At 62.9% G+C, this 25,568-nt stretch carries 27 protein-coding genes; 11 read left to right on the plus strand and 16 right to left on the minus strand.

Annotated elements, in window-relative coordinates:
* Positions 1 to 91: 91 nt before the first annotated feature.
* Positions 92 to 715, plus strand: coding sequence for a cell wall hydrolase (locus WIN67_RS12505; protein WP_339071378.1), 624 nt, complete (start codon positions 92 to 94; stop codon positions 713 to 715).
* A gap of 15 nt (positions 716 to 730) precedes the next feature.
* Here the strand turns inward: WIN67_RS12505 and WIN67_RS12510 are convergent, their stop codons facing one another.
* Complete coding sequence (locus tag WIN67_RS12510; protein ID WP_110595852.1) at positions 731 to 1,132, minus strand: GFA family protein; 402 nt, start codon at positions 1,130 to 1,132, stop codon at positions 731 to 733.
* Between the two features lie 258 nt (positions 1,133 to 1,390).
* Between WIN67_RS12510 and WIN67_RS12515 the strand changes: the two genes are divergently transcribed.
* Positions 1,391 to 1,852: an isoprenylcysteine carboxylmethyltransferase family protein gene (locus WIN67_RS12515; protein ID WP_339071705.1), complete on the plus strand. Its 462-nt coding sequence runs from the start codon at positions 1,391 to 1,393 to the stop codon at positions 1,850 to 1,852.
* Between the two features lie 42 nt (positions 1,853 to 1,894).
* On the opposite strand, the gene WIN67_RS12520 is transcribed toward WIN67_RS12515, so the two are convergent.
* Together WIN67_RS12520 and WIN67_RS12525 are read right to left on the minus strand one after the other, a co-directional pair.
* Entirely contained in the window at positions 1,895 to 2,374 is a 480-nt protein-coding gene (locus tag WIN67_RS12520; RefSeq protein WP_372853318.1) for a hypothetical protein, read from the minus strand.
* A 141-nt stretch (positions 2,375 to 2,515) separates the two neighbouring features.
* The gene (locus WIN67_RS12525; RefSeq protein ID WP_339071379.1) at positions 2,516 to 3,136 is read right to left on the minus strand and encodes a TetR/AcrR family transcriptional regulator; all 621 of its coding nucleotides are present in this window, start codon (positions 3,134 to 3,136) and stop codon (positions 2,516 to 2,518) included.
* 93 nt (positions 3,137 to 3,229) lie between these two features.
* On the opposite strand from WIN67_RS12525, the gene WIN67_RS12530 reads away from it, so the two are divergent.
* Entirely contained in the window at positions 3,230 to 3,577 is a 348-nt protein-coding gene (locus WIN67_RS12530) for a darcynin family protein (protein WP_249735867.1), read from the plus strand.
* Positions 3,578 to 3,666: 89 nt separating this feature from the next.
* On the opposite strand, the gene yfcF is transcribed toward WIN67_RS12530, so the two are convergent.
* Together yfcF and WIN67_RS12540 are read right to left on the minus strand one after the other, a co-directional pair.
* Complete coding sequence (yfcF, locus tag WIN67_RS12535; protein WP_339071380.1) at positions 3,667 to 4,299, minus strand: glutathione transferase; 633 nt, start codon at positions 4,297 to 4,299, stop codon at positions 3,667 to 3,669.
* A 103-nt stretch (positions 4,300 to 4,402) separates the two neighbouring features.
* Positions 4,403 to 5,362 carry a DMT family transporter gene (locus WIN67_RS12540; RefSeq protein ID WP_339071381.1) on the minus strand — a complete coding sequence of 320 codons (960 nt, stop codon included), beginning with the start codon at positions 5,360 to 5,362 and terminating at the stop codon, positions 4,403 to 4,405.
* Between the two features lie 153 nt (positions 5,363 to 5,515).
* Between WIN67_RS12540 and gcvA the strand changes: the two genes are divergently transcribed.
* Positions 5,516 to 6,424, plus strand: a complete 909-nt coding sequence (gene gcvA / locus WIN67_RS12545; protein WP_110595850.1) for a transcriptional regulator GcvA — start codon at positions 5,516 to 5,518, stop codon at positions 6,422 to 6,424.
* Positions 6,425 to 6,560: 136 nt separating this feature from the next.
* The gene (locus WIN67_RS12550) at positions 6,561 to 6,890 is read left to right on the plus strand and encodes a hypothetical protein (RefSeq protein ID WP_110595849.1); all 330 of its coding nucleotides are present in this window, start codon (positions 6,561 to 6,563) and stop codon (positions 6,888 to 6,890) included.
* Between the two features lie 346 nt (positions 6,891 to 7,236).
* Here WIN67_RS12550 and WIN67_RS12555 read toward each other — a convergent pair whose 3' ends face one another.
* Positions 7,237 to 8,133, minus strand: coding sequence for a DMT family transporter (locus WIN67_RS12555; RefSeq protein WP_102879919.1), 897 nt, complete (start codon positions 8,131 to 8,133; stop codon positions 7,237 to 7,239).
* A gap of 113 nt (positions 8,134 to 8,246) precedes the next feature.
* Between WIN67_RS12555 and WIN67_RS12560 the strand changes: the two genes are divergently transcribed.
* Positions 8,247 to 9,581, plus strand: a complete 1,335-nt coding sequence (locus WIN67_RS12560) for a PLP-dependent aminotransferase family protein (RefSeq protein ID WP_110595847.1) — start codon at positions 8,247 to 8,249, stop codon at positions 9,579 to 9,581.
* 45 nt (positions 9,582 to 9,626) lie between these two features.
* Here the strand turns inward: WIN67_RS12560 and WIN67_RS12565 are convergent, their stop codons facing one another.
* The 4 genes from WIN67_RS12565 to WIN67_RS12580 all read right to left on the minus strand — a co-directional run bounded on the left by WIN67_RS12565 (position 9,627) and on the right by WIN67_RS12580 (position 13,791).
* Positions 9,627 to 11,255: a methyl-accepting chemotaxis protein gene (locus WIN67_RS12565; protein ID WP_339071382.1), complete on the minus strand. Its 1,629-nt coding sequence runs from the start codon at positions 11,253 to 11,255 to the stop codon at positions 9,627 to 9,629.
* A gap of 244 nt (positions 11,256 to 11,499) precedes the next feature.
* Positions 11,500 to 12,381 (minus strand): alpha/beta fold hydrolase, encoded by an 882-nt coding sequence (locus tag WIN67_RS12570; RefSeq protein ID WP_300240094.1) that lies wholly within the window; start codon positions 12,379 to 12,381, stop codon positions 11,500 to 11,502.
* Positions 12,382 to 12,468: 87 nt separating this feature from the next.
* Positions 12,469 to 12,990 (minus strand): alpha-ketoglutarate-dependent dioxygenase AlkB family protein, encoded by a 522-nt coding sequence (locus WIN67_RS12575; RefSeq protein WP_123393142.1) that lies wholly within the window; start codon positions 12,988 to 12,990, stop codon positions 12,469 to 12,471.
* Between the two features lie 87 nt (positions 12,991 to 13,077).
* Positions 13,078 to 13,791 carry a murein L,D-transpeptidase catalytic domain family protein gene (locus tag WIN67_RS12580; protein WP_123393144.1) on the minus strand — a complete coding sequence of 238 codons (714 nt, stop codon included), beginning with the start codon at positions 13,789 to 13,791 and terminating at the stop codon, positions 13,078 to 13,080.
* Between the two features lie 151 nt (positions 13,792 to 13,942).
* On the opposite strand from WIN67_RS12580, the gene WIN67_RS12585 reads away from it, so the two are divergent.
* The gene (locus WIN67_RS12585) at positions 13,943 to 15,517 is read left to right on the plus strand and encodes a L,D-transpeptidase family protein (protein ID WP_267269835.1); all 1,575 of its coding nucleotides are present in this window, start codon (positions 13,943 to 13,945) and stop codon (positions 15,515 to 15,517) included.
* Positions 15,518 to 15,619: 102 nt separating this feature from the next.
* Here the strand turns inward: WIN67_RS12585 and WIN67_RS12590 are convergent, their stop codons facing one another.
* Positions 15,620 to 17,503 (minus strand): amidohydrolase, encoded by a 1,884-nt coding sequence (locus WIN67_RS12590; RefSeq protein ID WP_110595844.1) that lies wholly within the window; start codon positions 17,501 to 17,503, stop codon positions 15,620 to 15,622.
* 113 nt (positions 17,504 to 17,616) lie between these two features.
* Between WIN67_RS12590 and WIN67_RS12595 the strand changes: the two genes are divergently transcribed.
* A complete protein-coding gene (locus WIN67_RS12595; protein WP_102879911.1) occupies positions 17,617 to 17,988 on the plus strand; it encodes a hypothetical protein in 372 nt (123 codons plus the stop codon).
* Positions 17,989 to 17,991: 3 nt separating this feature from the next.
* Positions 17,992 to 18,174 carry a DUF1289 domain-containing protein gene (locus tag WIN67_RS12600; protein WP_102879910.1) on the plus strand — a complete coding sequence of 61 codons (183 nt, stop codon included), beginning with the start codon at positions 17,992 to 17,994 and terminating at the stop codon, positions 18,172 to 18,174.
* Positions 18,175 to 18,225: 51 nt separating this feature from the next.
* On the opposite strand, the gene WIN67_RS12605 is transcribed toward WIN67_RS12600, so the two are convergent.
* Complete coding sequence (locus WIN67_RS12605) at positions 18,226 to 18,867, minus strand: LysE family translocator (RefSeq protein ID WP_265074639.1); 642 nt, start codon at positions 18,865 to 18,867, stop codon at positions 18,226 to 18,228.
* 246 nt (positions 18,868 to 19,113) lie between these two features.
* On the opposite strand from WIN67_RS12605, the gene WIN67_RS12610 reads away from it, so the two are divergent.
* The gene (locus WIN67_RS12610) at positions 19,114 to 19,788 is read left to right on the plus strand and encodes an ATPase (RefSeq protein ID WP_339071383.1); all 675 of its coding nucleotides are present in this window, start codon (positions 19,114 to 19,116) and stop codon (positions 19,786 to 19,788) included.
* A 124-nt stretch (positions 19,789 to 19,912) separates the two neighbouring features.
* Here WIN67_RS12610 and WIN67_RS12615 read toward each other — a convergent pair whose 3' ends face one another.
* The 4 genes from WIN67_RS12615 to WIN67_RS12630 form a co-directional block, all read right to left on the minus strand.
* On the minus strand, positions 19,913 to 20,764 hold the full coding sequence (locus WIN67_RS12615; RefSeq protein WP_102880092.1) for a CAP domain-containing protein: 852 nt from the start codon (positions 20,762 to 20,764) through the stop codon (positions 19,913 to 19,915).
* A gap of 93 nt (positions 20,765 to 20,857) precedes the next feature.
* Entirely contained in the window at positions 20,858 to 21,553 is a 696-nt protein-coding gene (locus tag WIN67_RS12620; RefSeq protein WP_339071706.1) for a hypothetical protein, read from the minus strand.
* An 85-nt stretch (positions 21,554 to 21,638) separates the two neighbouring features.
* On the minus strand, positions 21,639 to 22,259 hold the full coding sequence (locus WIN67_RS12625) for a lasso peptide biosynthesis protein (RefSeq protein ID WP_339071384.1): 621 nt from the start codon (positions 22,257 to 22,259) through the stop codon (positions 21,639 to 21,641).
* 55 nt (positions 22,260 to 22,314) lie between these two features.
* Positions 22,315 to 22,809, minus strand: coding sequence for a PaaI family thioesterase (locus WIN67_RS12630; protein ID WP_268562286.1), 495 nt, complete (start codon positions 22,807 to 22,809; stop codon positions 22,315 to 22,317).
* A gap of 890 nt (positions 22,810 to 23,699) precedes the next feature.
* Here WIN67_RS12630 and mqo point away from each other — a divergent pair.
* Entirely contained in the window at positions 23,700 to 25,337 is a 1,638-nt protein-coding gene (gene mqo, locus WIN67_RS12635; RefSeq protein WP_102879903.1) for a malate dehydrogenase (quinone), read from the plus strand.
* The last annotated feature ends 231 nt before the right edge of the window (positions 25,338 to 25,568 follow it).

The raw sequence follows: 25,568 nt of genomic DNA on the forward strand, positions 1-25,568 counted from the left end.
CCCGTGCGCCGGCCTCGGTGCGCGGCGCTGTGGCTCAATGGCTCAGGGCTGGCGCTGACACAGGGTCCATGACTTGTTGGAAGAGTCGATCATGCACTTCATCGCAAGGCTTACCTGCTACGGTCTGATGCTCTATATCGCCCAGCTCCTGGCCGCCGAGCCGCAATCGGTGGTCCAGGAAGTGGCCAAGGACAAGGCTCAGGTCCTGGAGCAGAAAGTCGCGGACAAAGAGAGCCCCAAGGCCGAGCCCCAGGCGGCAGCCATCACCAAGCCTGAAGTCCAGGCCGTTGACCCTGCCGGACAGGCACCGGTGGACGATGCCATCACCTGTCTGTCGCGAACTCTGTATTGGGAAGCCAAAGGAGGGGAGTCTGCCGATATGGAAGCGGTGGCCGATGTGGTCATGAACCGCCTGGGCCATGAAGGTTTTCCGTCTACCGTGTGCGAAGTGGTCAAGCAGGGCTCGGAAAAAAGTCCGTGCCAGTTCTCCTGGTGGTGCGACGGTCGCCCGGATCAGGTGCAAGAGGAGGGGCGCTATAGCCTGGCCAAGGAGATTGCGCGCAAGGCGCTGAATCAGCAGCTCCAGGACCGCACCGGTGGCGCCCTGTACTTTCACGACCGCAGCGTTTTACCGCAGTGGGCCAAGAGCTATATCAAGACCACCGAAATCGGCCATTTCCTGTTCTACAAACCCAAGGATCTGGCGGCGCGCTAATGGCGGGTCGAGCAGTCAGGGTACTTGCGGGTACTGATCGCAGATCTGGTGCCAGCTGGCTTTCATGGCCACGCAATGGTGCTTCTGCTTGGGGGCCGTGAATGGCGTGTCCAGGGTGGCGATGGCGATTGAAATCCACTCGGAGTATTCGCCTCGCACATTTTGCCAGAACAACGATGAGCCACAGTGGCAGCAGAACTGGCGCAGTACGCCGGGGGAGGACTCATAGCCCTTGAGGGCTGTGCCGGCGTCGCTGACGTGCAGATTCGCGCGCGGGGTGCTGGCGTAGGAGGCAAAGGCCGCGCCATGGCCTTTCTGGCACTTGCGGCAGTGGCAATGGGTGACGGCTTTCAGTGCGCCGGACACTCGGTAAGTGACCGCGCCGCACAGGCAACTGCCTTGATGGGGTATTTGCATGTTGTGAGGGATTCCGAGGTTTCAGGGCCATTCGCGCTGGAACCAGTCCAGTTGGGGGTTCAGAGTGGACGGGGACAATCAGGTCGAGGCCCGGAGGATGTACAAATGCGCGCTGATGCTCAAGTGGGCAGTGCCGGCTTCCCAGGAATGTTTTGTCGCATTATTGAGCGACGGTAAGCTGTGGCGGGTGACGGGCAACCTCTGGGGCCAGAGATCCGTCGCCTGTCTATTGCGCAACATGTCGAGGGAAGAATCATGCTGCTGGCACTGGAAAACAAGGTTCCGCCCCCGCTGGTGGCGCTGGTGTTCGGCGGGCTGATGGGCGGTGCATTGCTGGGGCTGCCGGGACTTGACCTGGCATGGGGCACACGCCTGTTGTTGGCGCTGCCGCTGATCGGGGCGGGGCTGCTGTTCGTTCTGGCGGGCGGGATCTCGTTCCGGCGTGCCCGGACCACGGTCAATCCCTTGAAACCCGAAGCGGCCTCAGCGTTGGTCACGTCAGGCATCTACCGCTACACCCGCAACCCGATGTATGTCGGCTTTGCCCTATGGTTGCTGGCCTGGGGGCTGTACCTGGCCTCGCCCCTGGTGCTGCTGGGCGTCCTGGGGTTTGTCCTGTACATGAATCGCTTGCAGATCGCTCCCGAAGAACGGGCGCTCGGGCGGTTGTTTGGTGCGGATTTTGCGGCGTATCGACAGCGTGTGCGGCGCTGGCTCTAGGTCGCACGCCTCTGTGCTTGCGGCAGAGGCGTGACGGTTGTCTCAAGCCGCCACTTGCGCCTGAATCTGCAACTGGCCATCCACTTCGCGAGTCAGGCCGCTGGCGACGAACAGCGGCACCAGCAGCTTGTGCAGTTCGGGCTCGACGAAGTCCTTGACCGTCGCCAGGTCCAGCTCGCCGCTCACTGCAAGCTCGATCTTGGTGAAGGACAGCCAGGCTTTCTTCAGGGCCAGCAGTACGTCGCTGCCAGCGGTGCTGGCGAAGCGGCGGTGGGCCACGCGGCCGGCGAAGTTGAAGCTGTGCTGGTATTCATAGCCGGTTTCGTCACCCTGGCTGGCAACGCAGCGGCCACAGGTGCAGGGGCCGTCGGCGAAGGCGGCGCGCAGGTAGCTGTTGAAGTCGACGATGGGCTTGAGGGCCAGGCGCTTGTCGACTTCGAACAGGTCACCGGTCATTTTTGCTTCACTGCTCAAGGTCAGGTTCCTCAGGGTCGGGCGGTGTATTTCCAAGGGGCGCACCATACCAGCCGGATCGGCGCACGGGTACTTTTCTGGCGCTGAGCGGCCTGCCACATCACGGCGTGCCCTTGGGCAAGGCCGATGATGCCCAGCATATGTTTGCCTGCATGCGTCAGCCGTCATGTGTGTCGCCGCGTCGGTCGATCATTTTCCGGCAAGCGTCAGATAGCCGCGGATGGCGCGCATGACCCGGCGCTCCAGGTCCAGGGCGTCGGTTTCACCTCGCTCACCTGCGGCATCGATCATGCCGTGGGTCAGGGCGAACAGGTCGTGGGCCACCGTGACCACGTCATCGAGCACCCAAGGTGCATCGGCCAATTGCAGGGCCTGCACCAGGGTTTGATGAATGACCTGGGCCACTCGCTGATGGCGCTCTTGCAGCGGCAGCCGGCGCTCTTCGAAATCGATCACTCGGGCCAGTTCCGGCCGGCGCAACTGGTGGGCCACTGCGGCCTGGACCATGGCGCGGATGCGCTCCAGGGCGCTGCCGTGACTGCTCGCGTCGTGGACATCGCTGAGCAACTGCGCGGTCTCGCGCTCGATCAGCGCCACCGTCAGGGCATCGCGGTTGGGAAAGTACTGATACAGCGAGCCGATGCTGACACCGGCCCGTTGCGCCACGGCGTTGGTGGAGCAGGCGGTGAGTCCCTGGGTTTCCAGAATGCGAGCAGCCGCTTCCAGAATAGCCTCGACGGTGTGCGCCGAACGGCGTTGGCTCGGGGTTTTACGCGGGGTCAGAGGAGGACTGGCAGGGTGTTTTGACATGGCGGCAATGCGAGTTTCAAAGGTGACTGATGACTCGTATTCTGCTTGGGCAAGCAGCACTCATCAACCCTTTGTCTGTCAGGAGTCAACACCATGTCTGTCACCGTGCTCAGCGTATTCATGCTGGTAAAAACCACCCCGGAGTGGTTGGGGTTTCCGGTCGAGGAGCGCTTTCGCCTGTTGCGTACCCAGATGGAGCCGATTCTGCAACGGCATTCGGCCGAAGTATCGCTGCGCTTCTTCGATATCGAGTTCTACTCGGCGCGGGTCACCGATCTGTGGCTGTGGGAAGCCAGCAGTCACCATGCCTATGAGCTGTTGGTGGAGGAGTTGCGGGAGACGCCGTTCTGGGACCGCTACTTCTCGATAGTGGAAATCCTTCCCGGCGTGGAGAACGCCTATGCCAAGAACTATGAGCAGCAGCCCTTAATGGCGTCCTGAGTCGTTTGCGTCACTGAACCAGGCACCCTCCCGGATTTGCGGGAGGGTTTTTGCATTGGCGGCTCATCAAACGTATCCGCCCCAGGCCGCTACAGCGCCGGCCGCGGCAATTGCAGCCACTCCTGGACTGCCGGCCGTTGCCATTGGCGCCGGGCATAGTCCACCAGGTTTGCGGGCATCGGGTCACCGTTGAGGATCAGTCGGTTGAGCATCAGCGCCAGGTCGACATCGGCAATCGACCACTGGCCGAACAGGCAGTCACGGCCATCGGCCAACAGCGCTTGCGCAGTATCGATCAGCTTGGCCACCGCCGCTTCGGCGGGTGGCGACAGAGGTTCGCCCTTGCAGCCATAGAACACCACCAGGGTCGAGCGCTCCTGGCGGATCGGCAGCAAGTCGCTGCGTAGCCAGGCCTGGACCTGGCGGGCCTTGGCTCGCTGTTGTCGGTCTTGGGGATAGATCGCGGGTTCGGGGAACAGCTCCTCCAGGTATTCAGTGATGGCCGAGGATTCGGACAGGGCAAAGCCGTCATGCACCAGGGTCGGCACCCGCTGGGTCTGGGACAGCCGGGCATAGTCCGGGGCGCGATTCTCACCGGCATCGAGGTCAAGGGGGATGAGTTCGAAGTCGATGCCCTTTTCCCGCAACGTCACGAACACTGACAGGGCATAGGGGCTGGTGAACTGAGCATCGACGTACAGGCGTGGACGGGCGTCGGTCACGGCGGGATCTCCAATGGGGGAACGGACACGCTAAGAGATCCCGGGCGATAAATAAAATGCGCGATTTTTATCCGTGCATTCCTCGCGGGAATACCGGCCGCTATCAAATGTCCTTGCCGAGAAAACTGTCGCTATCCAACGGTGCCTGCTTGCGTGCCCTGACGCGCCTGAGCAGCCGGCCGTCGATGGCCGACAGGCCCAAGGCGATCATGCCCATGCCCAGCAGGTGCCTGGCGTGCAACTGCTCGCCCAGCACCAGGCAGCCCAGGACAATGGCGCTGATGGGAATCAGGAAGGTCACCAGCATCAGGTTGGTGGCGCCGGCGCTGGAGAGAATCCGAAAGAACAGCACATAGGCCAGGGCGGTGGACAGCAGGGCGATTCCCAGTAGCGCGCCCCAGGTGGCCAGGCTCGGCAGTGGCAGGTTCCAGGGCCGCTCCAGCAGCAGCGTCAGGGGGATCAGCAGCAGGCTGGAGGCGCAGATCTGACCGCTGGCGCTGAGCAGTGGGGCGACGCCCATGGCCTTGAAGCGCCGGCCGAAGACCCCGGCGAAGGCATAGGACAGTGCCGCACCCAGTACCGCCAACTGTGCCCCGAGATGATCCCCGAGGCCCGCCAGGGCATCGGGGCCGATCATCATCGCCACCCCGACAAAGCCGACCAGCACCCCTGCCAGTTTGTTGCCGCTGATTTTTTCATCGGTGGTCAGGACGTGGGCCACCAGTACCGCGAACAGGGGCGTGGTGGCATTGAGAATGGCGGCCAGGCTGCTGGCGATATGGGTCTGGCCCCAGACAATCAGGCCAAAGGGCAGCACGTTGTTGAGCAGCCCCATGCCGAAGAACGCCAGCCACACTCGTCGGTCCCGGGGCAGTGACAGGCCGAGGATACGGATCAGCGTCAGCAGGGCGAGGGCGGCCAGGCTCACCCGCAGCATGACGATGGTCAGTGGCGTCAGCTCCTTGACGGCAATCGCGACAAAAAAGAACGAGCCGCCCCAGAGGATCGACAGCACCAGCAATTGCCCCCATTCCATCACTCCCATGACTTTTTGCCTGGTCATGCCGCTTACTCCTACGTGTTTCAATGATTGAGTCCTGCTCGTCGATGCACGGACGCCTTGGCTATTTGAATGGCTGCTGTGTCGAATTATTCTGCGAGTTGCGACCGCGGACAAACGAGCGTTTTTCGCTCCATGGTTGAGGAGAGCTAAATCATGAGCATGGCCTTGCCGCCCCTTGCGGCACTGCGCGCATTTGAAGCCACAGCGCGTCATCTGAGCGTGACCCTGGCGGCCAGGGAGCTGAATGTCACCCCGGGCGCCGTCAGCTTGCAGGTCAAGGAACTGGAGTCGGTGCTGGGTCTCGCGCTGTTTTTGCGCCGCCCCCGGCGCTTGATCCTGACCGCGGCCGGTGAGGAGTACTTCGCGACCTTGCGCACGGCCTTTCGGATGATGCGCGAGGCCACGGCGCAGATGGTCGGGAGTGGGCGTCTGGAGGTATTGGTGCTCAGTTGCACGCCGAGTTTCGCCACACAGTGGCTGGTGCCGCGGCTCTCGGGATTCGAAGCGCAGGCACCTGGGGTGGATGTGCGGATCAGCGCCTGCAACCGCCAGGTAGACCTGGCCCGCGATGGCGTCGATCTGGCGGTGCGCCACGGCTTTGGTCGCTATGAGGGGCTGCTCAGCGAACGCTTGCTCGATGACCAGTTGACCCCGGTGTGCAGCCCGCAGCTGCTGGGGCAGGACGCTGGCCTGACGGTCGCCGAGCTGGCAGGGCTGCCGTTGTTGCATGATGAGCATCGTCACGACTGGCCGCTGTGGCTGGCGGCGGCCGGGGCCGGGCAGATCGACGGCGGCCGGGGCCGGGTGTTCGTCGACAGCAATGGCGCCATAGAAGCTGCCAAGGCGGGTCTGGGGGTTGCCCTGGTACGCCGCTCGCTGGTCCGCCGGGAACTGGCCGAGGGCTGCCTGCTGGCGCCGCTTGCCCAGGGTGTGGCCAGTGATCTGGCTTACTATCTGGTCTATCCGGCAGCGGCCCTGGAGCGACCCAATGTCGCGCTGTTGCGCCAGTGGCTGCTGGCCGAAGCCGGGCGTGCGCCCCCCAGCGACGAGCCGCTGGCATAGTGCGGTGCGCCTGTACCGCATGACTGGCCAGCAGTGGCAGGCACTTTGCCTTGATCGATAAGGCAATCTGCTGGCCCCGCCCTGGCCGAGGTATCGGCAAAATCACTTTATTTTCAGGTGGTTAGGTGACCGATAAATGCGCCATGTGTTGATAACGCTGACTTCCTGCGCCCTGCTGGGCGGGGCCGGGATGGCCCAGGCCGGGAAGCTGCAGGCCAATGACCGTTATGTCTGCAGCTGGGGCGCGGGTACCGCCGCCAGGGCCCAGGAGCTGAAATTGTCCGGGGTGTCGCTGTACGCGGCGCGGCAGAAGATCCAGGTCTACAAGTTCAGCAAGGGCTGGATGCGCATGATGGCCCTGGGGATCACCGAGCAGACCTACGACAGCCCCTCGCGGATCAGGCCCGAAGCCTTGCGCAAAAGCTTTTACGACGACTGTGTGCGCTACAAACTGGCCCGTCGATAGTCGCTGCTACAGGCTCTAGCCTGAGTGCTGCGTAACGGGATTGAGGTTTCTGATCCGTATTTTTCTCGCTCATCTGCATCTGTTATCAGAACAGCCGAGGTTTGAAAATGGCGCGCCCACTGGGTCTCCTGGCTGGAGACCCGGTCCGCTGCACCGCAAACCTAATGTTCAGGAGGCCTGATGACTAAGATGGCGTTTTTCTTGTTTGGATTTTTAGCCTTGACCATCGCTATCGGTGCGCTTGCCACTATCTCTCCGACTTGAACGGGGCCGTTCGCGGCTCCGGTTTCATTTCCCTTTACCATCAGTGGCAGGGCAGATCAGCCACTGCCACTGAATCTGACTGCTATCTGGAAAACTTCTTCGCTCCGGCCACGCACAGGATCACTGCCACTGTGACCCCGAGCATGCCCAGGCTGACCTGTTCATGCAGCAGGCCGGCGGCCAGGGCCAGGCCGAAGAATGGCTGCAACAACTGCAGTTGGCCGACGGCGGCGATCCCGCCCTGGGCCAGTCCGCGGTACCAGAAGACAAAACCGATGAACATGCTGAACAACGAGACATAACCCAGGCTGAACCAGGCCGGCAGGCTGATGCCGCTAAAGGAGGCCGGAGCGCTGAACAGGGTCAGGACCGCCATGACCGGCAACGACAAAACCAGGGCCCAGGAAATCACCTGCCAGCCTCCCAGGGTCCGGGACAGTTGCGCGCCCTCGGCGTAACCCAGGCCGCACACCAGCACCGCCAGGAGCATGAGCAAATCGCCCTGGGGCGACGCCGACAGCCCCTGGGACAGGGCATAGCCCGCTACCAGCAGGCTGCCCAGCACCGAGAACAGCCAGAACACCGGACGCGGTCGTTCACCGCCGCGCAACACGCCGAATACCGCAGTGGCCAGGGGCAGCAGGCCGAGAAACACGATGGAGTGAGCCGAGGTCACGTACTGCAGGGCCAGGGCGGTCAGCAAGGGAAAGCCCAGCACCACGCCCAGGGCGACGATGGTCAGGGGCAGCAATTGCTGCCTGCTGGGGCGTCGTTCCTTGAACAGCAACAGGATGCACAGGGCCAGGACCGCAGCGAGGGTGGCGCGGACAACGGTAAGGAACAGCGGGTCGAACTCCAGCACCGCGACCCGGGTCGCCGGTAGTGAGCCGCTGAAGATCAGTACCCCGATAAAGCCGTTCAGCCAGCCGCCGGCGGTATTTTCCAGCGGGGGGGATTGCAGGTGCGATGTCCGTTCCATTCAACAAGTGCTCACTACGATTGGCAGGGGCAGGCCCGGGGTGGGGCTTGCGTCCAGCTCATCCTAGGATTGAAAATCAGCACAATCAAAAAATTGTCATGGATACAGCGTCAATGGCCCGCGCCCGCTACAAGCAGTTAGTCGATGTGTTTGCCGCCGATATCCGTCGCGGTGTGCTGGCCCCTGGCACCCGCCTGCCCACCCATCGAGAGCTGGCGGCCAGGGAAGGGCTGGCGCTGGTAACCGCCTCGCGGGTGTATGCCGAGCTGGAAGCCATGGGCTTGATCAGCGGCGAAACCGGGCGTGGCACCTTTGTCCGGGAAACCGCGCTACCGCCCGGACAGGGTGTAGATCAGCAGGCCACGGCGGCCGGAACCCTGGATTTGAACTTCAACTACCCGTCCTTGCCCGGGCAGGCAGAGTTACTGCGCGCAGCCCTGCGTCAGTTGGCGTCCTGCGGAGACCTGGAGGCCCTGCTGCGTTATCAACCCCACGCCGGCCGCAGTCATGAGCGGGCCACGGTGGCGCAGCATTTGGCGGGTCGCGGTCTGGCGGTGAAGGGCGAGCAGGTGCTGATTGTCAGTGGGGCCCAGCACGGCCTGGCGACCACGGTCATGGCCCTGCTCAAGCCCGGCGACGTGGTGGCCACCGATGCCCTGACCTACCCGGGGTTCAAGGTGGTGGCGGATGCGCACGGATTGGAGTTGCTGGCCATCCCATTGACGGCAGAAGGCCCGGACCTCGATGCCTTCGAGCGCTTGTGCCAGCGTCGGCGGGTAAGGGCGGTGTACGCCATGCCGACTTTGCACAACCCCATGGGCTGGGTGCTTGACCTGGCCTGGCGCCAGCGTCTGGTGGCCCTGGCCCGCCAGCATGGGTTGCTGATCATTGAGGACGCGGCCTATGCCTATCTGGCGGACGATCCACCTGCGCCCCTGGCGGCCCTGGCCCCGGAAAGCACGGTGTACATCTCGGGTTTTTCCAAGAGTGTGGCCGCCGGGCTGCGGGTCGGCTACGTGGTGACCTCCGCAGACCGAGCGCCCTTGCTCGAACGCGCGATCCGCGCCACTACCTGGAACACCCCCGGGGTGATGACCGCCATGGCCTGTGCCTGGATCGAGGACGGCACCGTGGCGCGCCTGGAGCAGGAAAAACGCCAGGACGCCCAGGCCCGTCAGCGTCTGGCTCGGGAGCTGTTGGCAGGGCTGGAGCATATCGGCCACCCCAACTCGTACTTCCTCTGGCTGCCTTTGCCCGAGGAAGTACGCGCCGATCAGGTGGCCATGGCGTTGCTGCGCGAGAACGTCTCGGTGTCCACCGCCGAGCCCTTTGTCTGCGCCGGGCCGGTGCCCCATGCCATTCGCCTGGCCCTGGGCTCGGTGGACCTGGCCGATTTGCCCGAGGCGCTGGCCAAGGTCCGGCAAGTGATCGCCCGTTACGCGTTCTGAAGCGGCACGTTCGAAGCTTTGAACTTGCCGCTGACAATTGCTTTTTTAGAGCTTGAACTGGGTCACCAGCCCGTTCAGATCCACCGCCAGCCGCGACAGTTCCTGGCTGGCGGCGTTGCTCTGGTTGGCCCCGGCCGAGGTCTGGGTCGACAGGTCGCGGATGTTGATCAGGTTGCGATCCACTTCCCGGGCGACCTGGGCCTGTTCCTCGCTGGCGCTGGCGATCACCAGGTTGCGTTCGTTGATCGCGGTGATGGCCTGGGTGATCTGGTCCAGGGCCAGCCCCGAGGCGCGGGCGGCTTCCAGGGTCAGATGGGCGCGCTCGTTGCTGTTGCGCATGGCGCTGACCGCCCCCTCGGTGCCTTCCTCGATGGTGTTGATCATGCTTTCGATTTCCTGGGTCGACTGCTGGGTGCGATGGGCCAGGGCCCGCACTTCGTCGGCGACCACGGCAAACCCCCGTCCGGCATCCCCGGCCCGGGCCGCTTCGATGGCCGCATTCAGGGCCAGCAGGTTGGTCTGTTCGGCAATCGAGCGGATCACTTCCAGCACCTGGCCGATATTGCGCACGTCCACTGCCAGGTGCTCGACCTGTTCGCAGGTCTGGGTCACGTCTGCCGCCAGTTGGCCGATGGAGTCCACGGTGTGTTGCACCTGCTCGCGGCCGTGGTGGGCGGTGCGGTCGGTTTCCTGGGAGGCTTCGGAGGTGCTCACCGCATTGCGCGCTACTTCCTCCACGGCGGCGGTCATCTCGTTGACTGCCGTGGCAGCCTGCTCCACTTCATTGCTTTGCTGGTGCAGGGTTTGACTGGAGTGTTCGGTGACCGCATGCAGTTCCTCGGCGGCGGAGGCCAGTTGGTTGGAGGAATCGGCGATCCGCTGCAGGGTGCCCCGCAGGCTGGCCTGCATGGTTTGCAGGGCTTGCAGCAGGCGTGCCGGTTCGTCCTTGCCGCTGACTGTGATGCTCTGGCCGAGGTCGCCGCTGGCGATGGTTTCCGCCACGGCCACGGCCTGGCCCAGTGGGCGTACGATGCTGCGGGTCAGCAGCAGGGCGAGGGCGATGGTCAGGGCCACCACGATCAGCATGATCAGCACGACCATGGCAATGGCGCCCTGGAACACCTCACTGCTCAGCTGCGCGGCGGCGACGCCACCCCGAGTGTTGGTGTCGATGATGTCCAGCAGCTCCTTGAGCATGGCGTCGGCATGGGTCAGGAACGAACCGCCGTCGACGACATCGATGGCCGCTTCCTTGTGCCCCTGGCGCACCAGTTCCACCACCCGGTGCTGTTCCTTGATGTAGGCCGCTTTGGCGCTGAGAAAGCGTTCATAGGCCGAGCGCTCCTCGGCCTCGGTGATCAGCTTTTCGTAGACGCCTTGCTGGCGATTGAGTTCCTCGTCGAGTTCGCCGACGCGCTTGAGCAGGGCCTGTACATCGTCGTGGTCACGGACCACCAGCATGCGCAGGGTGATGGTGCGGATCTGGGTGCTGGTCAGGGCCAGGGCGTTGGCGGAGACAATCGATGGCTGCCAGTTCTGGTCGACCTCAAGGGATTGCTGGTTCATGCGCCGCATTTCCAGCAACGAGAAGCCCCCCAGGCCCAGTGCCAGCAGGGCGATCAGGGCGAAGCTGAACCCTGCGCGGCGGGAAATATTCATCGTTCTCAAGAGCATGACTGTGTTCCTTGTGGCGGCAAAAAGTACAACCGGCGAAGCGAGTCGCGGTTTGCATCTGTGCGGTGCGCTATGGAGCGAGGCTTCACGGCACCGTCGGTTTTTGCACACAAGGTCGGCGGTAGGCGCATCTGATCGGCGCCTTTGCCAGGGTTTTCCAGGGGGGCAGGAGGCACGGCCGGTCTGGAAAACCCGCCGATGATATCACGATGACATCTATTTGCGGGCGCCTGGCCCGCGGCTTTCAATGGGCTTCGGTTTGCAGGAAGCCTGCGATGGAGCGGGCACTGGTCACTGGGTCGACTTGCATGAAACAGTGCTGGCCGTCGATCACCTGGGTGCTCAGGTGCCGGTTGAGGGCGGCCCAGCGTTTGATCGAGCGGGCGACGTAGGGGTAGCTGTCGCGCCCGTGGATCACCAGGGTCGGGGTCTGCACCCGGCGCAGGGATCGCCACAGGCGCCGCGGGAAGCTGCTGAAAATGTCCACCTCGCGTTCAGGGGAGCATTTGAGCGCTACGCCTTGACCGTCGTCTTTCAGAGCGTGCTCGACGTAGGCGTTCAGGGCCTCGTCGCTCCAGCCCTTGAAGATCCCCCGGTTGGCCAGGGCGGCCTTGGCCGAGGCGCGGTCCGGCCAATGCTGGCGGCGAGCAGCGGCCTTGCGAGCCAGGGTATGGCGACGGTTGAGGCCCAGGGCCGAGAGCAGCCTCAGGGAGCTGATCATCGACGGGCTGAAAATCACCGGGTCGAGCATCACTGCCTTGGCAAACAGCTGGGGGCGTTCGGCCACGATCAGGCTGGTGAGCACGCCGCCAAAGCTGTGGCCGACGGCGTAGCGGGGCACGTCACCGTAGGCCTTGAGCCCGGCCTCGAAGGCTTCGGCCGCCAGTTCTGCGGTGCGGTTCCAACCCACAAATGGGCCGCCATGATCGCTATCGCCATGGCCCTGGACGTCGCTGAGCCACAGGTCGAAGGATTCGGCCAGCAAGGCCAGCAGCGGACGATAGGCCATGGAGCAGAAGCCGTTGCCGTGGAGGAAGTGCAGCAACGGTTTACCCGAAGGTTCTGAGCGCAGGCCGCGCAGGGTGAAGCCTTCGGGGCAGGGGTAGGACCAGGGAAGCAACTGCATGGGGCCTCTATTCGAGCGGTGATCACAGCCGGGCATTGTCGATGGCGCGGCCCTTGAGTCAAGGGCCGATCCTGACCGAGTCCAGCACTACGCGGTCTTGAGCTGGCGAAACGACAGGCTGATGCGTTCGCCGGCATTCGGGGCCTTGGGGATCGCGTGCAGCCAGTGTTTCTGCAGTTCGTCCGACATGTGCAGCAGCGAGCCGCTGGCCAGGCTGTAGTCGAAGGTGGCGCCGCTTTCCTTGTGGCGAAAGACCATGGCCCGGGCGTGACCCAGGGAGACGATCACCACCCCGGTGCCTTCCACCAGTTGCTCGTTGGCATCGGAATGGAAGCCCATGGAGGACTGGCCGTCCGGATAGAAGTTGAGCAGGCAATTGTTGGGGCGAAAGCCCAGCAGCTGCTCGATCGGCCCGCACAGCTGCTCCAGCGCCTCGGGCATCGGCACTGCCGGGTAGGTGATCTGCGAGTAGTCGTAGGGCGCGCCGAAGCTGGCGGTCTTGCGTGCGCGCATGCGTTCATCCCAGAGCACGCTGTCCTTGAGGTGGTTGAACAGGGCGTCGGGGGCCGGGATGAAGTCAGGGAACAGATCGATTGCAGGTGGCGTCATGGGGCGGCTTCAAGTGCTAGAGGGACGAGCAGCGAGTCTAACCCGGTTACGGGCGCCCTCGCTGATCGGCATTGCGCCACCGAGCAATCAGCCGCCGTTGCTGCTCAGGATGCTCGCCACCTGACGCGGCTGGCAATTGAGGTAGGGCGAGGATTTCAGCCAGCGCTGGTCCGGATACCAGGAAAACATGAACTGGCCATCCTTGAGCTTGTCTATCACCTGGCGCGCCACCTGGGGTCGCACCGCCGGGCAGCCCTGGCTGCGGCCGATGCGGCCCTGGCGCTGGCTCCACAAAGGGTTCACGTAGTCGGCGGCATGGATCACGATGGCCCGGTCCCGGGCCCGGTCGTTGAAGCCGGGCTCCAGGCCGTCCATGCGCAAGGAGTAGCCGTGGGTGCCTTCGTAGCTCTCCTGGGTGCGGAACAGGCCCAGGCTGGATTGATAGCTGCCCAGGCGATTGGAGAACTGGGTGGCGAAGTTTTCCCCGGACTTCTGTCCATGGGCCACCAGGTCGCGCAGCACCAGTTTTTTGCTGCGCAGGTCGAAGATCCACAGGCGCCGCGCGGTGGACGGTTGCGAGTAGTCGATCACCGCCAGGTGCCGGGCTTGTCGGGCACCACTGTTGACCGCGCATTGCATGGCGTTCAGGGCACTTTTCAGGGCCTGGGGATTGAGTTCCGGTGCGGCGTGAGCGAGGCTGCTGTACAGCGCGGGAGCGGGTTTGCTGGCGGCGAAGGAAGGACTGCAAAAGGCGCCCAGAGCGATAGTCGCCAGGCAGATTCGGCACAAGAAGTTCAACATGTTTAGAGCATCCCCATGATCACTTTGGCTCCTGACGTCCTGTCGTTCCCCCGGCAGTCTGGTCTATATGTTTAGATCCCAGGCCTGATTGTTCCCCATCTGCCGTAACGGTTGGCCAACGCACTGAAGGCCACGGATTGGAGTAAAGCAGTTGTTCAAAAAAACCGCATGTTACTTGAGCCTGTGCCTGCTCGCTGCGCCATTGGTCGCGCTGGCCGAGGACCCTGCGCTGGCGCCGGCCAGTGCGCTGCAACTGACGCTGACCCAGTTGGCGGTGGCTTGCCCGGCACTGAGTCCACGCCTGGATGCTTCCGCGCAACTGCTGTTGCAGGCGTTCTACCGCCAGAACGGCGAACAGCCGGTGTGGTCCGCCGAGCACCGGCTGGCCAGCTTGCAGGCGCAATTGGCCCAGGTGATCGATGACGGCCTGGACCCGGAGCGCTATCGGCTGCCGGTGAGCAGCGCAGCAGGGGATGAGCTGTGCACCGATATCGCGATCAGTCATCAGTACCTGCAAGCCTTGCAGGATCTGCACTACGGTCGCCTGTCACAGAGCCGCTTCGAGCCCTTGTGGCGGGCCCAGCCGCCGGCAGACGATCGCCAGGCGGCGTTGCTGGCGATGGCCGTGCCCGGGCTGGACAACCTCGCCGGCGCCTTCGATCAGGCCCGTCCGAACCTTGAGCAGTACCGCAACCTGCGCCAGGTCTATGCCCGTGAACGCCAGCAACCATTACCCAGTTGGCAGGCGGTAGCCGGTGGCCCGCTGTTGCGTCCGGACATGCAGGACAAGCGAGTCCCGGAACTGGCCCAGCGCCTGTACCTGGGCGGCTTTCTGCCAAGCCCCGAGGTCAGTGCCGATAATACCTACAGCAGTGACCTGGTAAACGCGGTGAAAAATTTCCAGCTCAGTCATTCGCTGCAGGCTGATGGCGTGATTGGCGCGGGCACCCTCAAGGAGCTGAATATCAGCCCGGCCCAGCGCCGTGAGCAACTGCGCATCAACCTTGAACGCCTGCGCTGGCTGGCTCAGGATTTCGAACCCAATATCGTGTTGGTCAACGTCGCGGCCGCGCAACTGACCTTCTATCAGGACGATGCGGTGGTGTGGCAGACCCGCACCCAGGTCGGCCGTGCCGAGCGTCAGACCCCGTTGTTGAAGTCCCAGGTCACGCGCCTGACCCTGAACCCCACCTGGACGGTGCCGCCGACCATTCTCAAGGAAGACAAACTGCCGGAAATCCGCCGTGACCAGGGCTTCCTCAATCGTCAGAACCTGCAGGTGCTGGATGCCAATGGCCAGCCCCTGGCGCCCGAGGATGTCGATTGGGAGCGTCCGGGCAATATTCTTCTGCGCCAGGGGGCGGGTCCGCGCAACCCCTTGGGGCGCATCGCCATCCGTTTTCCCAATCCGTTCTCCGTGTACCTGCACGACACCCCGAGCCAGGCGCTGTTCAGCAAGGGGCCCCGTGCCTTCAGTTCCGGCTGCGTGCGGGTCGAACAGGCGCTGCAACTGCGCGACTGGTTGCTGAGCCCGGCGGAGCGACTGCGCACCAACGAACTGCTGGCCACCGGCCTGACCCATGAATTCCGCCTGGCCAGGCCGGTGCCGATCCTGCTCAGCTACTGGACGGTGCAGGCCGACAGCCATGGGCAACTGCTGTATGCGCCGGACATCTATGGGCACGACGAAGTCCTGTCCAGCGCCTTGGGCAGCAAGCTCCTGTAGCCGCGAGCTTGCTCGTGATGAACCGGTGAGCGTCGCATTCAATCGGCAAGCGCGGGTTCGCGAGCAAGCGTGTGCCTGTAAAAGGGCCGTGTCGCCGCGGTTTCAGGGCTGCGCGGGTGTTAGCTGGTCGTAGATCACATCCAGTGCCGGTCCAAGGTCGCCATCTCCCTGGGCGACGGCCTTGATGCCCTGGGGCGCCGGTAATGACGGATCGCCATGCATGCCCAGCGGCGCTGGCAACGGCGTCACCTTGGCCGGCCGCTCATAGATCACCCGGCCTTCCTTGATTGTCTTGAGCACCTTGATCTCGCTCAGGTTTTCGGGCGCTTCGGTCAGCGGGTTGGCCGACAGCACGGCGAAGTCCGCCAGTTTGCCGGGGGTGATGGAGCCTTTGCGGTCCTCCTCGAAGTGCTGGTACGCCGACCACAGGGTCATGGCCTTGAGCGCTTGCAGAGGCGTCACTCGCTGCTCCGGTCCCAGTACATAGCCGCTGCGGGTGGTGCGATTGACTGTGGTCGCCAGCACCCGCATGGAGTCTGGCAGGGCCACCGGGGCATCGTGGTGGGTGGTGAACTTCAGGCCGGCCTTGAGCACCCATTGAGTGGGCGAGATGTTTTCTGCGCGCTCCGGCCCCAGCACCGATTGGCGGTGCCAGTCGCCCCAGTAATAGGTGTGCATGGGGAACAGTGACGGGAAGATCTTCAGTTGCTTGAGTTCGGCCACCTGATCCTGGCGCAGGGTCTGGCCGTGGATCAGCACCGGGCGCACATCGACGCCGGGGTAGGCTTTTTCCGCGGCGCGCATCGAGCTCAGCAACTGGTCGATGGCCCGGTCGCCGTTGGCATGGGAGAGGATCTGCCAGCGATTGGCCAGGGCTTGCTTGTAAATGGTCAGGGCGTCGTCGTCCTTGACCACGCCGTAGCCGGCATAGCTGGCGTCCTGACCTTGAGGCGGCTTGAAGTAGGGTTGGCTGAGCCAGGCGGTCTTGCCCTGGGGCGAGCCGTCCAGGGTCAGCTTGACCCCGCCGATGCGAAAGTGCCGGTCATAGCTCACCGGTTGGTTGGTCGGGTGATACCAGGGCGCGACCAACAGTTCCTTGGTGCCCGGGGTGAGGATATCGGGGTAGGAAACGATGTCCGCCAGCAGCTTGCCGTCGCCAGCGGCCTTGATTGCGGTCTTGACCTGGTCCGGCGAGGAGCGGCCGTCCTGCAGGGTGGTGTAGCCATAGCTGATGTACAGCTGTTGCCCGGCGCTGAGCATGTCCACCGCCTGGTCGGCAGTGAGCTTGGGGAAGATCTTGATCAGGGCATTGAAGAAGGCGTTTTCTTCCAGCACGCCGTTGGGTTCCTGGCTGCCCTCGACCCTGCGGATCACCCCGCCTTCCGGGTCGGGGGTCGAGGCGTCGATCTTCGCCAGTTCCAGGGCCTTGCTGTTGAGCACCCCCAGGTGCGAAGACTGGTGGACGATGGCAATGGGCACGTCCCTGGACACGGCATCCAGGTCGTCCTTGGTCGGGTGCCGCTGTTCCTGGAGTTGGGAGTCGTCATAGCCAAAACCGAACAGCACGCCGAACTGCTTGGGGATCGGTGACTGCTGCTCGAAGTTGCGCAGGGTTTCCTGAAGCTTGGGGAGGGTGTCGTTGGTGCCGTCCGGCGGTGGCAGCAGGTTGGCGCTGGCGGCCTGGAAACCCACCATCGATACATGGCCGTGGGGGTCGATGAAGCCCGGCAGCAGGGTGGTGCCCTTGAGGTCGATCATCTGCGTGGTCGGACCTTGATTCTGCAGTACCTGTTTGCGCTCGCCCACGGCGAGGATCTTGCCGTCCTTCACCGCCACGGCCTGGGCATTGGGGTGTTTGTCGTCGAGGGTGATGATCGGGCCGTTGAACCAGATGGCGTCGGCCACCGGGGCGCCCGTGGCGGCCATGGCGCTGCCGCAGGCGAGCTGGATGGCGGCCAGGAGCAGGGTGAGAGAGGGGCGTGACATGACCTGTCTTCCTTGAAGGTATGAAGGAGGGCACAAGCCTAGACGCAAAGATGCGTCCCGAGGGAGAAGCTTGAGGTATCGTGTGCGGCCTTTTTTGCCTCTCGAGGGTCGTCATGCCATTGAACAAACGCCAGCAGGCCGCCATGGAGCGTCTGCTGGCCGTCACCCTGACCGAGGCTTGCGAAAGCGCCAAGGCGCAGATCGAGGGTTTTGCCTGGCTGACCCACGAGGCGGATTACGCGGCCTTTCCCGCCAGCCTGGTGGTGGTCTGGGTCTTCGACACCCAGGCGCACAAGGAGCGCGCTCTGGCCGCGGGCCAGGGCCCACTGATGATCGAGTTGACGGCCCGAGCGTTGAACGAGGCCCAAGTGTGCCTGGACTCATTGGCCGCCCATGTGTTCTTCGACAGCGAAGAACAGTGCCGCAGGGTCAACGCCGGTGATTGGGCGCAACGCCTCAAGCGCCTGCGTCCGGGGCGGGGTTGAGCCATGGCCAAGGAAATCGACAACCCCTGCATCGCCCTGTGCCAGCTCAGCGGCGACCTGTGCGTGAGTTGCGGACGGACCAAGGAGGACATCCGCAAATGGAAGCGCATGAAGCGCCCGGAAAAGATGGCCGCGGTGCAGCGGGCCAGTGCGCGGCTCAAGGCCTTGCAGAAAAAGAAGGGTTGAAGGTCGCTTCACTCCCCGCAAGGCAGATCAGGTGCCCGGTCAGGCGTCTGATCAGACCGTTTGCCGACGCATCGCCAGGATAGTGGTGCCGAAGAAGATGAAGGTCGAACCCACCACCCGATTGACCCACTTGGACAGCGCCGGGCGGGTCAGCACGCCCTTGGCCCGGGAGGCCAGCAGGGCGTAGACGCTGAGGGAGACCAGCGACAGCGCCATGAAGATCAGGGTCAGGATGAAGAACTGCGGCAGCAGCGCGGCGTGCTGGTCGATGAACTGGGGGAACAGCGCGGTGAAGAAAATCGTCGCCTTGGGGTTGGTGGCGGCGGTCAGGAAGGCCGACTTGAACAGCTTCAGGCGTGGCGGCGGGGCGAGCTTGTTGTGCTCGGCGCTGCTCGGGCTCAGGAGCTGGCTTTTGCTGAACAACTGCTTGGCGCCGAGGTAGAACAGGTAGCCGGCACCGACGATTTTTACCGCGTTGAAGACCCACTCGGAACTGGCGATCAGCGCGCCGAGGCCGAGCATGGCCGCGGCAGACATGCAGAACAGCCCGCTGATATTGCCCAGTGACGACCACAGGGTCGACTTGGCACCGTAGGCCACACTGTTGTGCAGCGCCACCAGGGTGGCAGGGCCGGGGCTGGCGATGGCGATTGCCGCCACCAGGGTGTAGGTCAATATCGAGTGAGCATCCATGGTTCGGACTCGTGTTGCAGAAAAAGGGGGCTTGATTCTATAGCGGCGGTGGCCAGCTGTATGCCAGAAAATGAGGGTCTTGCAGGTCGTGGCGGGTGATCGAGGTTGCACCTTCGCAGGCGTATCGGTGCCTATTGTCAACCATTGCTGCAATCGATAGTTATCATCAAAAAGTGCAGGTTCCGTTTTTCCAGCAAAGGAGGAAGATGGCGCTTACACCGTGCTGGCTGCAGAAGGAAACACCCGATGAGAATCTCGACTCTATTGACCCTTGTGGTTGTCTTGATCGCGGGAACCGGTGCTTCTGCGACAGCCTTCGCCGCCGATGACATGTCCTGCCACTTCTTGCCCATGGCCGACAGCAGCGCCGATCTGCGGCACGCCCAGTCGGTAGGGTTGCTGTACAGCGAAAACACCCTCAATACCCTGGAGTACCTGGAGCACTACCACTCGGTGGCGCTGAACGGGGCGAAAAATGCCGGGCTCGACCCGCGCATCAGTGCCGCCTTTGTCGACAGCTCCGACCCGCAACGGGCGATCAACTGGTTGACGGCGTCGTTGCAGAAACACTTTGGTACCGTGACCCTGTATGACAGCCTCGATGCCGTGGTTCAGGCCCGGCCTGACGTGGTGGTCATGCTCGATACCTACAACCAACTGGTGACCAAGGCCAACCGCAAGGTGGAGGCGCGGTTCATCGCCAAGTTCTATGACGCCAACCTGCAATACATCGGCAAGGCCGAAGGCATTCAGGCCAAGGAGCTGCCTTCGGTCTGGGTCCGGGGCAAGGCGGCACCGGAAATTGCCGCGCAGATCAACCAGCAGATCGAGCTGCAGGTCAATGCGCTGAAGCAGTTCGACGCATCCCTCAAGGCGCTGGTGAGCCAGGGTGATGCTGGGCAGGTGGCGACCAACCAGTAAGGTCGTTATTGGCTGAAAAAAAACGCCCCGGTTGATCGGGGCGTTTGCGTTCATGGCCGGGCTCGAACCCTGACGGGGACTGGCCGGCCACTGTGGTCGGCAGGCCCTGTCTGGAGCCGGCGCCTCAAGGCGCGCCGAACATTGCAGTCCAGTAGATGCCCGCATCGCTTTTCGGGTCCACTGCATAAGCTGCACCCAGCTCGCGGTAGGCCGGGTTCATCAGGTTGGCACAGTGCCCGGGGCTGGCCAGCCAGCCGTCCAGCACCTTGCGCGCGCTGTCCTGGCCGGCGGCGATGTTCTCGCCCACTTGTTGCCCGGCATAACCGGCCAGTTCGGCGCGATCACCCGGGGTGCGGCCGTCATGGTCCTTGTGATCGAAATAGTTCTGGTTGGCCATGGCCCGGCTGTGTGCTTCGGCGGTGCTGCCCAGGGTGGCGTTCCAGGCCAGCGGTGCGCTGGCGGCAAAGCTCTGGCCGCCGCATTGCCGGGGCTGGCTGCGGGCGCTGTTGATCTGTGCCAGCAGTTGCTGGCCCTCGGCTTGCCAATCCCCGAGGCGGGCGGCCAGCAACGGCCGGGCGAGGACGATGCGCCACTGGTTGGCCTGGCGATTGACGCCGATATCGACGAACTGCGGGTCCAGCACCACCTGGCAGAAGCTCTCGCGCACGGCCTGCATCGCCGCCTGGGCGTCCCGGGGGCCGGAGAGGCTGATGGCCTGCACATTGACCATGGGATAGGCCGCCCGTGCCAGGGCCTGTTGCAGGTCACCGACGTTGTCCACGGGCAGGATCAGGCGCGGATCGCTGGCCAGCGGCGGCAGCTCCGAGGAGGCCTGGTTGGCGCAACGTTGCGGCTGGCTGCGGTAGGCGTTGATCGATTCGATCAACTGCGACCGATCATCGGCCATGGCGCTGGCCGAACCCAGCAGGCCCAGCGCCAGAGCGGCGGCGGGCAAGAGCAATGGACGCAGGGGCATGAAGGTCTCCCGAAAAATGACAGCGCTCATGATGCACCCGGCGCCCGGGCTTTTCATCCGTGGGAAGATGAAATCGCTATTCACCGGCCGGTCTCAATAGAAGTCGAAGTACAGCGCCCATTCGCCCGTGTCGCGATGCTTCCAGAACATCAACTTGCCGCCGTCCACCACGTTGAGTCCGATCTTGGCGTCGGAGGCAATCTGCATCACGAATTCGAAACCGTCTCCGACATCGATCCCTGATTGGCAGTAGGACGGATAGCCCCCCAGCTTGTGTTCATAGCAGTGGCTGATCAGGTCGTAGTAACACTCGATGCGGCCGCTGCGTTCCAGGTCGAGAATGGCCTGCTCCAGCTCATCGGGGATGCCGCCACCGTCCCACAGCGGAAAGTCCTCGGCCACGGCTTCGGCTTTGATCGGCATGGGTTTGAGGAAGGCTCCGGGAGCCACTAGCTCCTTGCGCACCAGCACCTCGTCGTCGCGGTATTCGCGGATCAGCCAGCGTTCACCCATGGGCTCCAAGGGTTCGGGAAAGGGATTGGCGACAAACACGCTCAGCACCCGCACGCCTTCCAGCAGCGGGCTGTGAAAGGGCAGGGCCGGGAGATAGAGCTGGGCAAAGGGCAGCAGGGTTTCACCGGCGCGGTTGCGCGGCAACTCTTCGTCTTCGCGAAACAGAAAGACTCGGCCCAGCCAGCTTTCCTCATCGCTGTGAGTCGGACGAAAACTGCCGGGAATCAGTTGCAGCGTCGGCTTGGCCAGGCGTCGCTGGAGGTCCTCGATGTCTATGGTCAAATGCAGAGTCCTTTCTAGGGAGGGGGCGAGGGTGGATTTTACAGGGAGCCGACGCTTGTTCGCAGGTGGCGGGTTCAGGCTACTTGTGGATCTGCCTGACTACCTGGCCATATTTTGTTTGCAGATCGTGAATGGCAAGGTCGAGTCCGATATTACGCCCCAGGTACTGAATCACCGACCACAACATGTGTGGAGTGTCTTGTTCCAGTCCGTAGTTGTATAAATCCAGTTTTGCAATCCGATTTGCTGGGTCATCAAACGGGTGGTTCTGAACTGCGAACACCAGTTGGTGCGGCTCACCGTCGGATAGGCCATACGAACCAAAGATTGGTGGTCCTGCTGGAATCGCGTTCTCGTTGGGAAAGCAAATGGCAGTGTCAAAAATCTTTCCGTCGAACTCGACCCAGGAATGGCTAAAGCGCCCGCCTGGAGCCTGCACAGTACCTATGTGGAGGCTGGGAGAAAGACCCAGCTCACGGGCAAGCACGTAAAAGGCTGCCGAAGTGTCATGGCAAGCCCCGCGCCAGTCTTGCCTCAGAGTGCAGGAAAGAATGAGCTGATAAAGCTCGAGTATCTGCTGGCCGGACTCAAATTCGGCGGCGATGAATTCGGCACGCATGAGCCAGAGCTTCAACAGGAGTTCTCGTTCAACAGGGTCTGACAAAACAGTTTCAAAGAATGCATCATTCTTAGTCGTCACAGTGGCTTCCTGATAACCCTGACTCTGTCGAGCTATAGTCAGTCGAATTGATAGATCAGCTTTCACGACCATGAGCGGCGGCGGCCAGCTGTCCGGTGTCGACCCGAACAAACACCGAATCGCCAATGGCAGTCAGTACATCGCCGGCATACACCTCACAGATCACCCGGCTCTTGCGCCCCACGTCGCCCTCGACCTTGGCCCGCAGGGTCAGGGGCACGCCCATGGGCGTGGGCTTGATGAACTTGATGCCCAGGTTGCCGGTGACGCAGTCGATGCGCGGCAGGCTGCCCGGTTCCCGTTGTTCGTTACGGTAGTGGTAGGCCATGGCGGTCCAGTTGGAGTGGCAGTCCACCAGCATGGCGATCAGGCCGCCGTAGACCAGGTCCGGCCAGCCGCAGTACTGGGATTGCGGCAGGTGCTCGGCGATCACATGCACGCCGTCTTCATGCCAGTGGCTCTTGATCTGCAGGCCGTGGTGGTTGCTGCTGCCGCAGCCGAAACAGACGCCCTCGGGGGCGGTGGTGTCTTGCAGGGAAGTCTCGTGCATGGTTGTTCTTCTTGTCCTTGACGATGGTCTGGCAGGTCTTGCAGCCGGTCATGATGCCTGTGCCATTGCTGACCGCCAAGGCTCAGTGCAGTGCCGAGGCGTAGTGACCGGCCAGCGTCTTTGTGACGCATTGATTGTGGCGAGTGTCGTAGGCTCTGTACGAAAACTACCTGCGCTTCGATCATGCTGCGCACTACGCGCCTTCGGCGCTACGTAGAAACAGGCTCGGAATGCTCATGTAGGCCCCTACACTCCGCTTCCTCGCCTGTTTTTGCCTTGCCTGATCTTTGCTCGGCAGCTTTCGTACAGACCCTGGTGCGTCGCGGTTTTTTCGAGGGCCAGGGCAGCCGCTCCGGCCAAGACAGGCTGATGCCGTAATGATATTCTTGCGCTGAATCGGTTCATCGTTTGTGCAGAAATACCTCCCCTATGCTTTGCTTCAAGTGGCCTGTTCGGGTCCTTGCAAGCGCGTGGGAGTGTCTGGGCAAACTCGCCGAATGCAATGTCAGGCAGTGTTCGTCTACCTCCTTTGGTTGACCCCGACCCTTCTTTGTCCTGCTGGCCCCGTGTAGACGGGTGTCAGTGTTGTGCGTCGAATCGAGTCCGGTGTCGGTGAAAGGAGTGGGGCGTTATTGCCCGTTGGTCTACGTCCCGTGACGTGTCCTGAGAAACAAGTGTCACTCAAGTAGCTGAAGCCAAAAACGACAAGAAGTCAGCGCCGGAGCGATATAAAACTGAGGTCGAGCCAGTCTCGTCGGCCTTGTGTGCCCACCCTCCAGTTCTTTTGAATGCGTTCATCCAGGACCTGCGAAATGCCTGTTTCGCAATGCACTGAGTTCGCAGGATCGAGGATGGGGCGGCGGATGGCGTTCTATCGTAGGTACTACAGAATGTTGAAGAAAGTGAACACGGCCCTGATCGGGCTGGCGATGTCGATAGGCCTCACGTCCGCGCACGCGGCTGAGCCGAAGAAAGTGGATGTGCTGCTGATCGGTGGCGGCATCATGAGTTCGACCCTCGGGGTCTGGCTCAATGAGCTGCAGCCCGATTGGTCCATGGAGATGGTCGAGCGCCTGGATGGCGTGGCTGAAGAAAGCTCCAACGGCTGGAACAACGCCGGTACCGGTCACTCCGCCCTGGCTGAGCTGAACTACACCCCGGAAGGCAAGGACGGCAAGATCGAGATCGCCAAGGCCATCGAGATCAACGAAGCGTTCCAGATTTCCCGCCAGTTCTGGTCGTGGCAGGTCAAGAACGGTGTGCTGAAGAACCCGCGTTCGTTCATCAACTCCACGCCGCACATGAGCTTTGTCTGGGGCGATGACAACATCAAGTTCCTCAAGGCACGCTACGAGGCCCTGCAGGCCAGCCCGCTGTTCAGCGGCATGCAGTACTCCGAAGACGCCGAGCAGATCAAGAAGTGGGTACCACTGATGATGGAAGGTCGTGATCCGGCGCAGAAGATCGCTGCGACCTGGAGCCCGATCGGCACCGACGTCAACTTCGGCGAGATCACTCGCCAGTTCGTCGCGCACCTGCAAGCCCAGCCGAACTTTGCCCTCAAGCTGTCCAGCGAAGTGCAGGACATCGAGCGCAATGAAGACGGTTCGTGGCGCGTGACCTACAAGAACCTCAAAGACGGTTCGAAAACCGAAACCGACGCCAAGTTCGTGTTCATCGGCGCCGGCGGCGGTGCCCTGCACCTGCTGCAGAAGTCGGGCATTCCCGAGGCCAACGAATACGCCGGCTTCCCGGTGGGTGGCTCGTTCCTGGTGACCGAGAACGCCAGCGTTGCCGAGCAGCATCTGGCCAAGGCCTACGGCAAGGCTTCGGTGGGCGCTCCGCCGATGTCGGTTCCGCACCTGGACACTCGCGTGCTGGACGGCAAGCGGGTCATCCTGTTTGGCCCATTCGCTACCTTCTCCACCAAGTTCCTCAAGGAAGGTTCGTACTTCGACCTGCTGACCAGCACCACCACCCACAACTTCTGGCCGATGACCAAAGTCGGTATCGAACAGTACCCGTTGGTGGAATACCTGGCCGGCCAACTGATGCTGTCGGATGACGATCGCTTCAACGCCCTGAAGGAATACTTCCCCAACGCCAAGCAAGAAGACTGGCGCCTGTGGCAGGCCGGTCAGCGCGTGCAGATCATCAAGCGTGACGAAGAGAAGGGCGGCGTGCTGAAACTGGGCACCGAGATCGTCGCTTCCCAGGACGGCAGCATCGCCGGCCTGCTGGGCGCCTCCCCAGGTGCCTCGACCGCCGCGCCGATCATGCTCAGCGTGCTGCAGAAGGTGTTCAAGGACAAAGTGGCGACCCCGGCCTGGCAGGAAAAACTGCACCAGATCGTACCGAGCTACGGCACTGCCCTGAACGACAGCCCTGAGCGTGTGGCCAAAGAATGGGCCTACACCGCCGAAGTGCTGCAACTGACCCCGCCACCAGCGGTCAAGGGCGCTGCACCTCAGGCTCCGGCCAGCATGGCCAAGCCAGAGAGCAACCCAGCGGCCGACATGGCGCTGTAAGCCTCGGCCCCGTCCGCGTTCGTCGGATGGGGCACAGCGGCTGCCACCGTGCAGCCGTATCTTGCATGGGTTGCGGCGATATCCCTGATGTCGTCGCAACCGGCCGGCCTTGCCGGTGCCTCTGAAGCAGCATCTCCGTATCTTTCTCAACGAGGCTTGAGCCCGACTCGAGCATCTTGTTGGCTGCCTGTGCCTTGCCGTGACGCGGTATGATTGCCACGCCCGCCGTTG

Origin of the sequence: Pseudomonas idahonensis (genome assembly GCF_037903935.1) — a bacterium.
Classification (GTDB): Bacteria; Pseudomonadota; Gammaproteobacteria; order Pseudomonadales; family Pseudomonadaceae; genus Aquipseudomonas; species Aquipseudomonas danubii.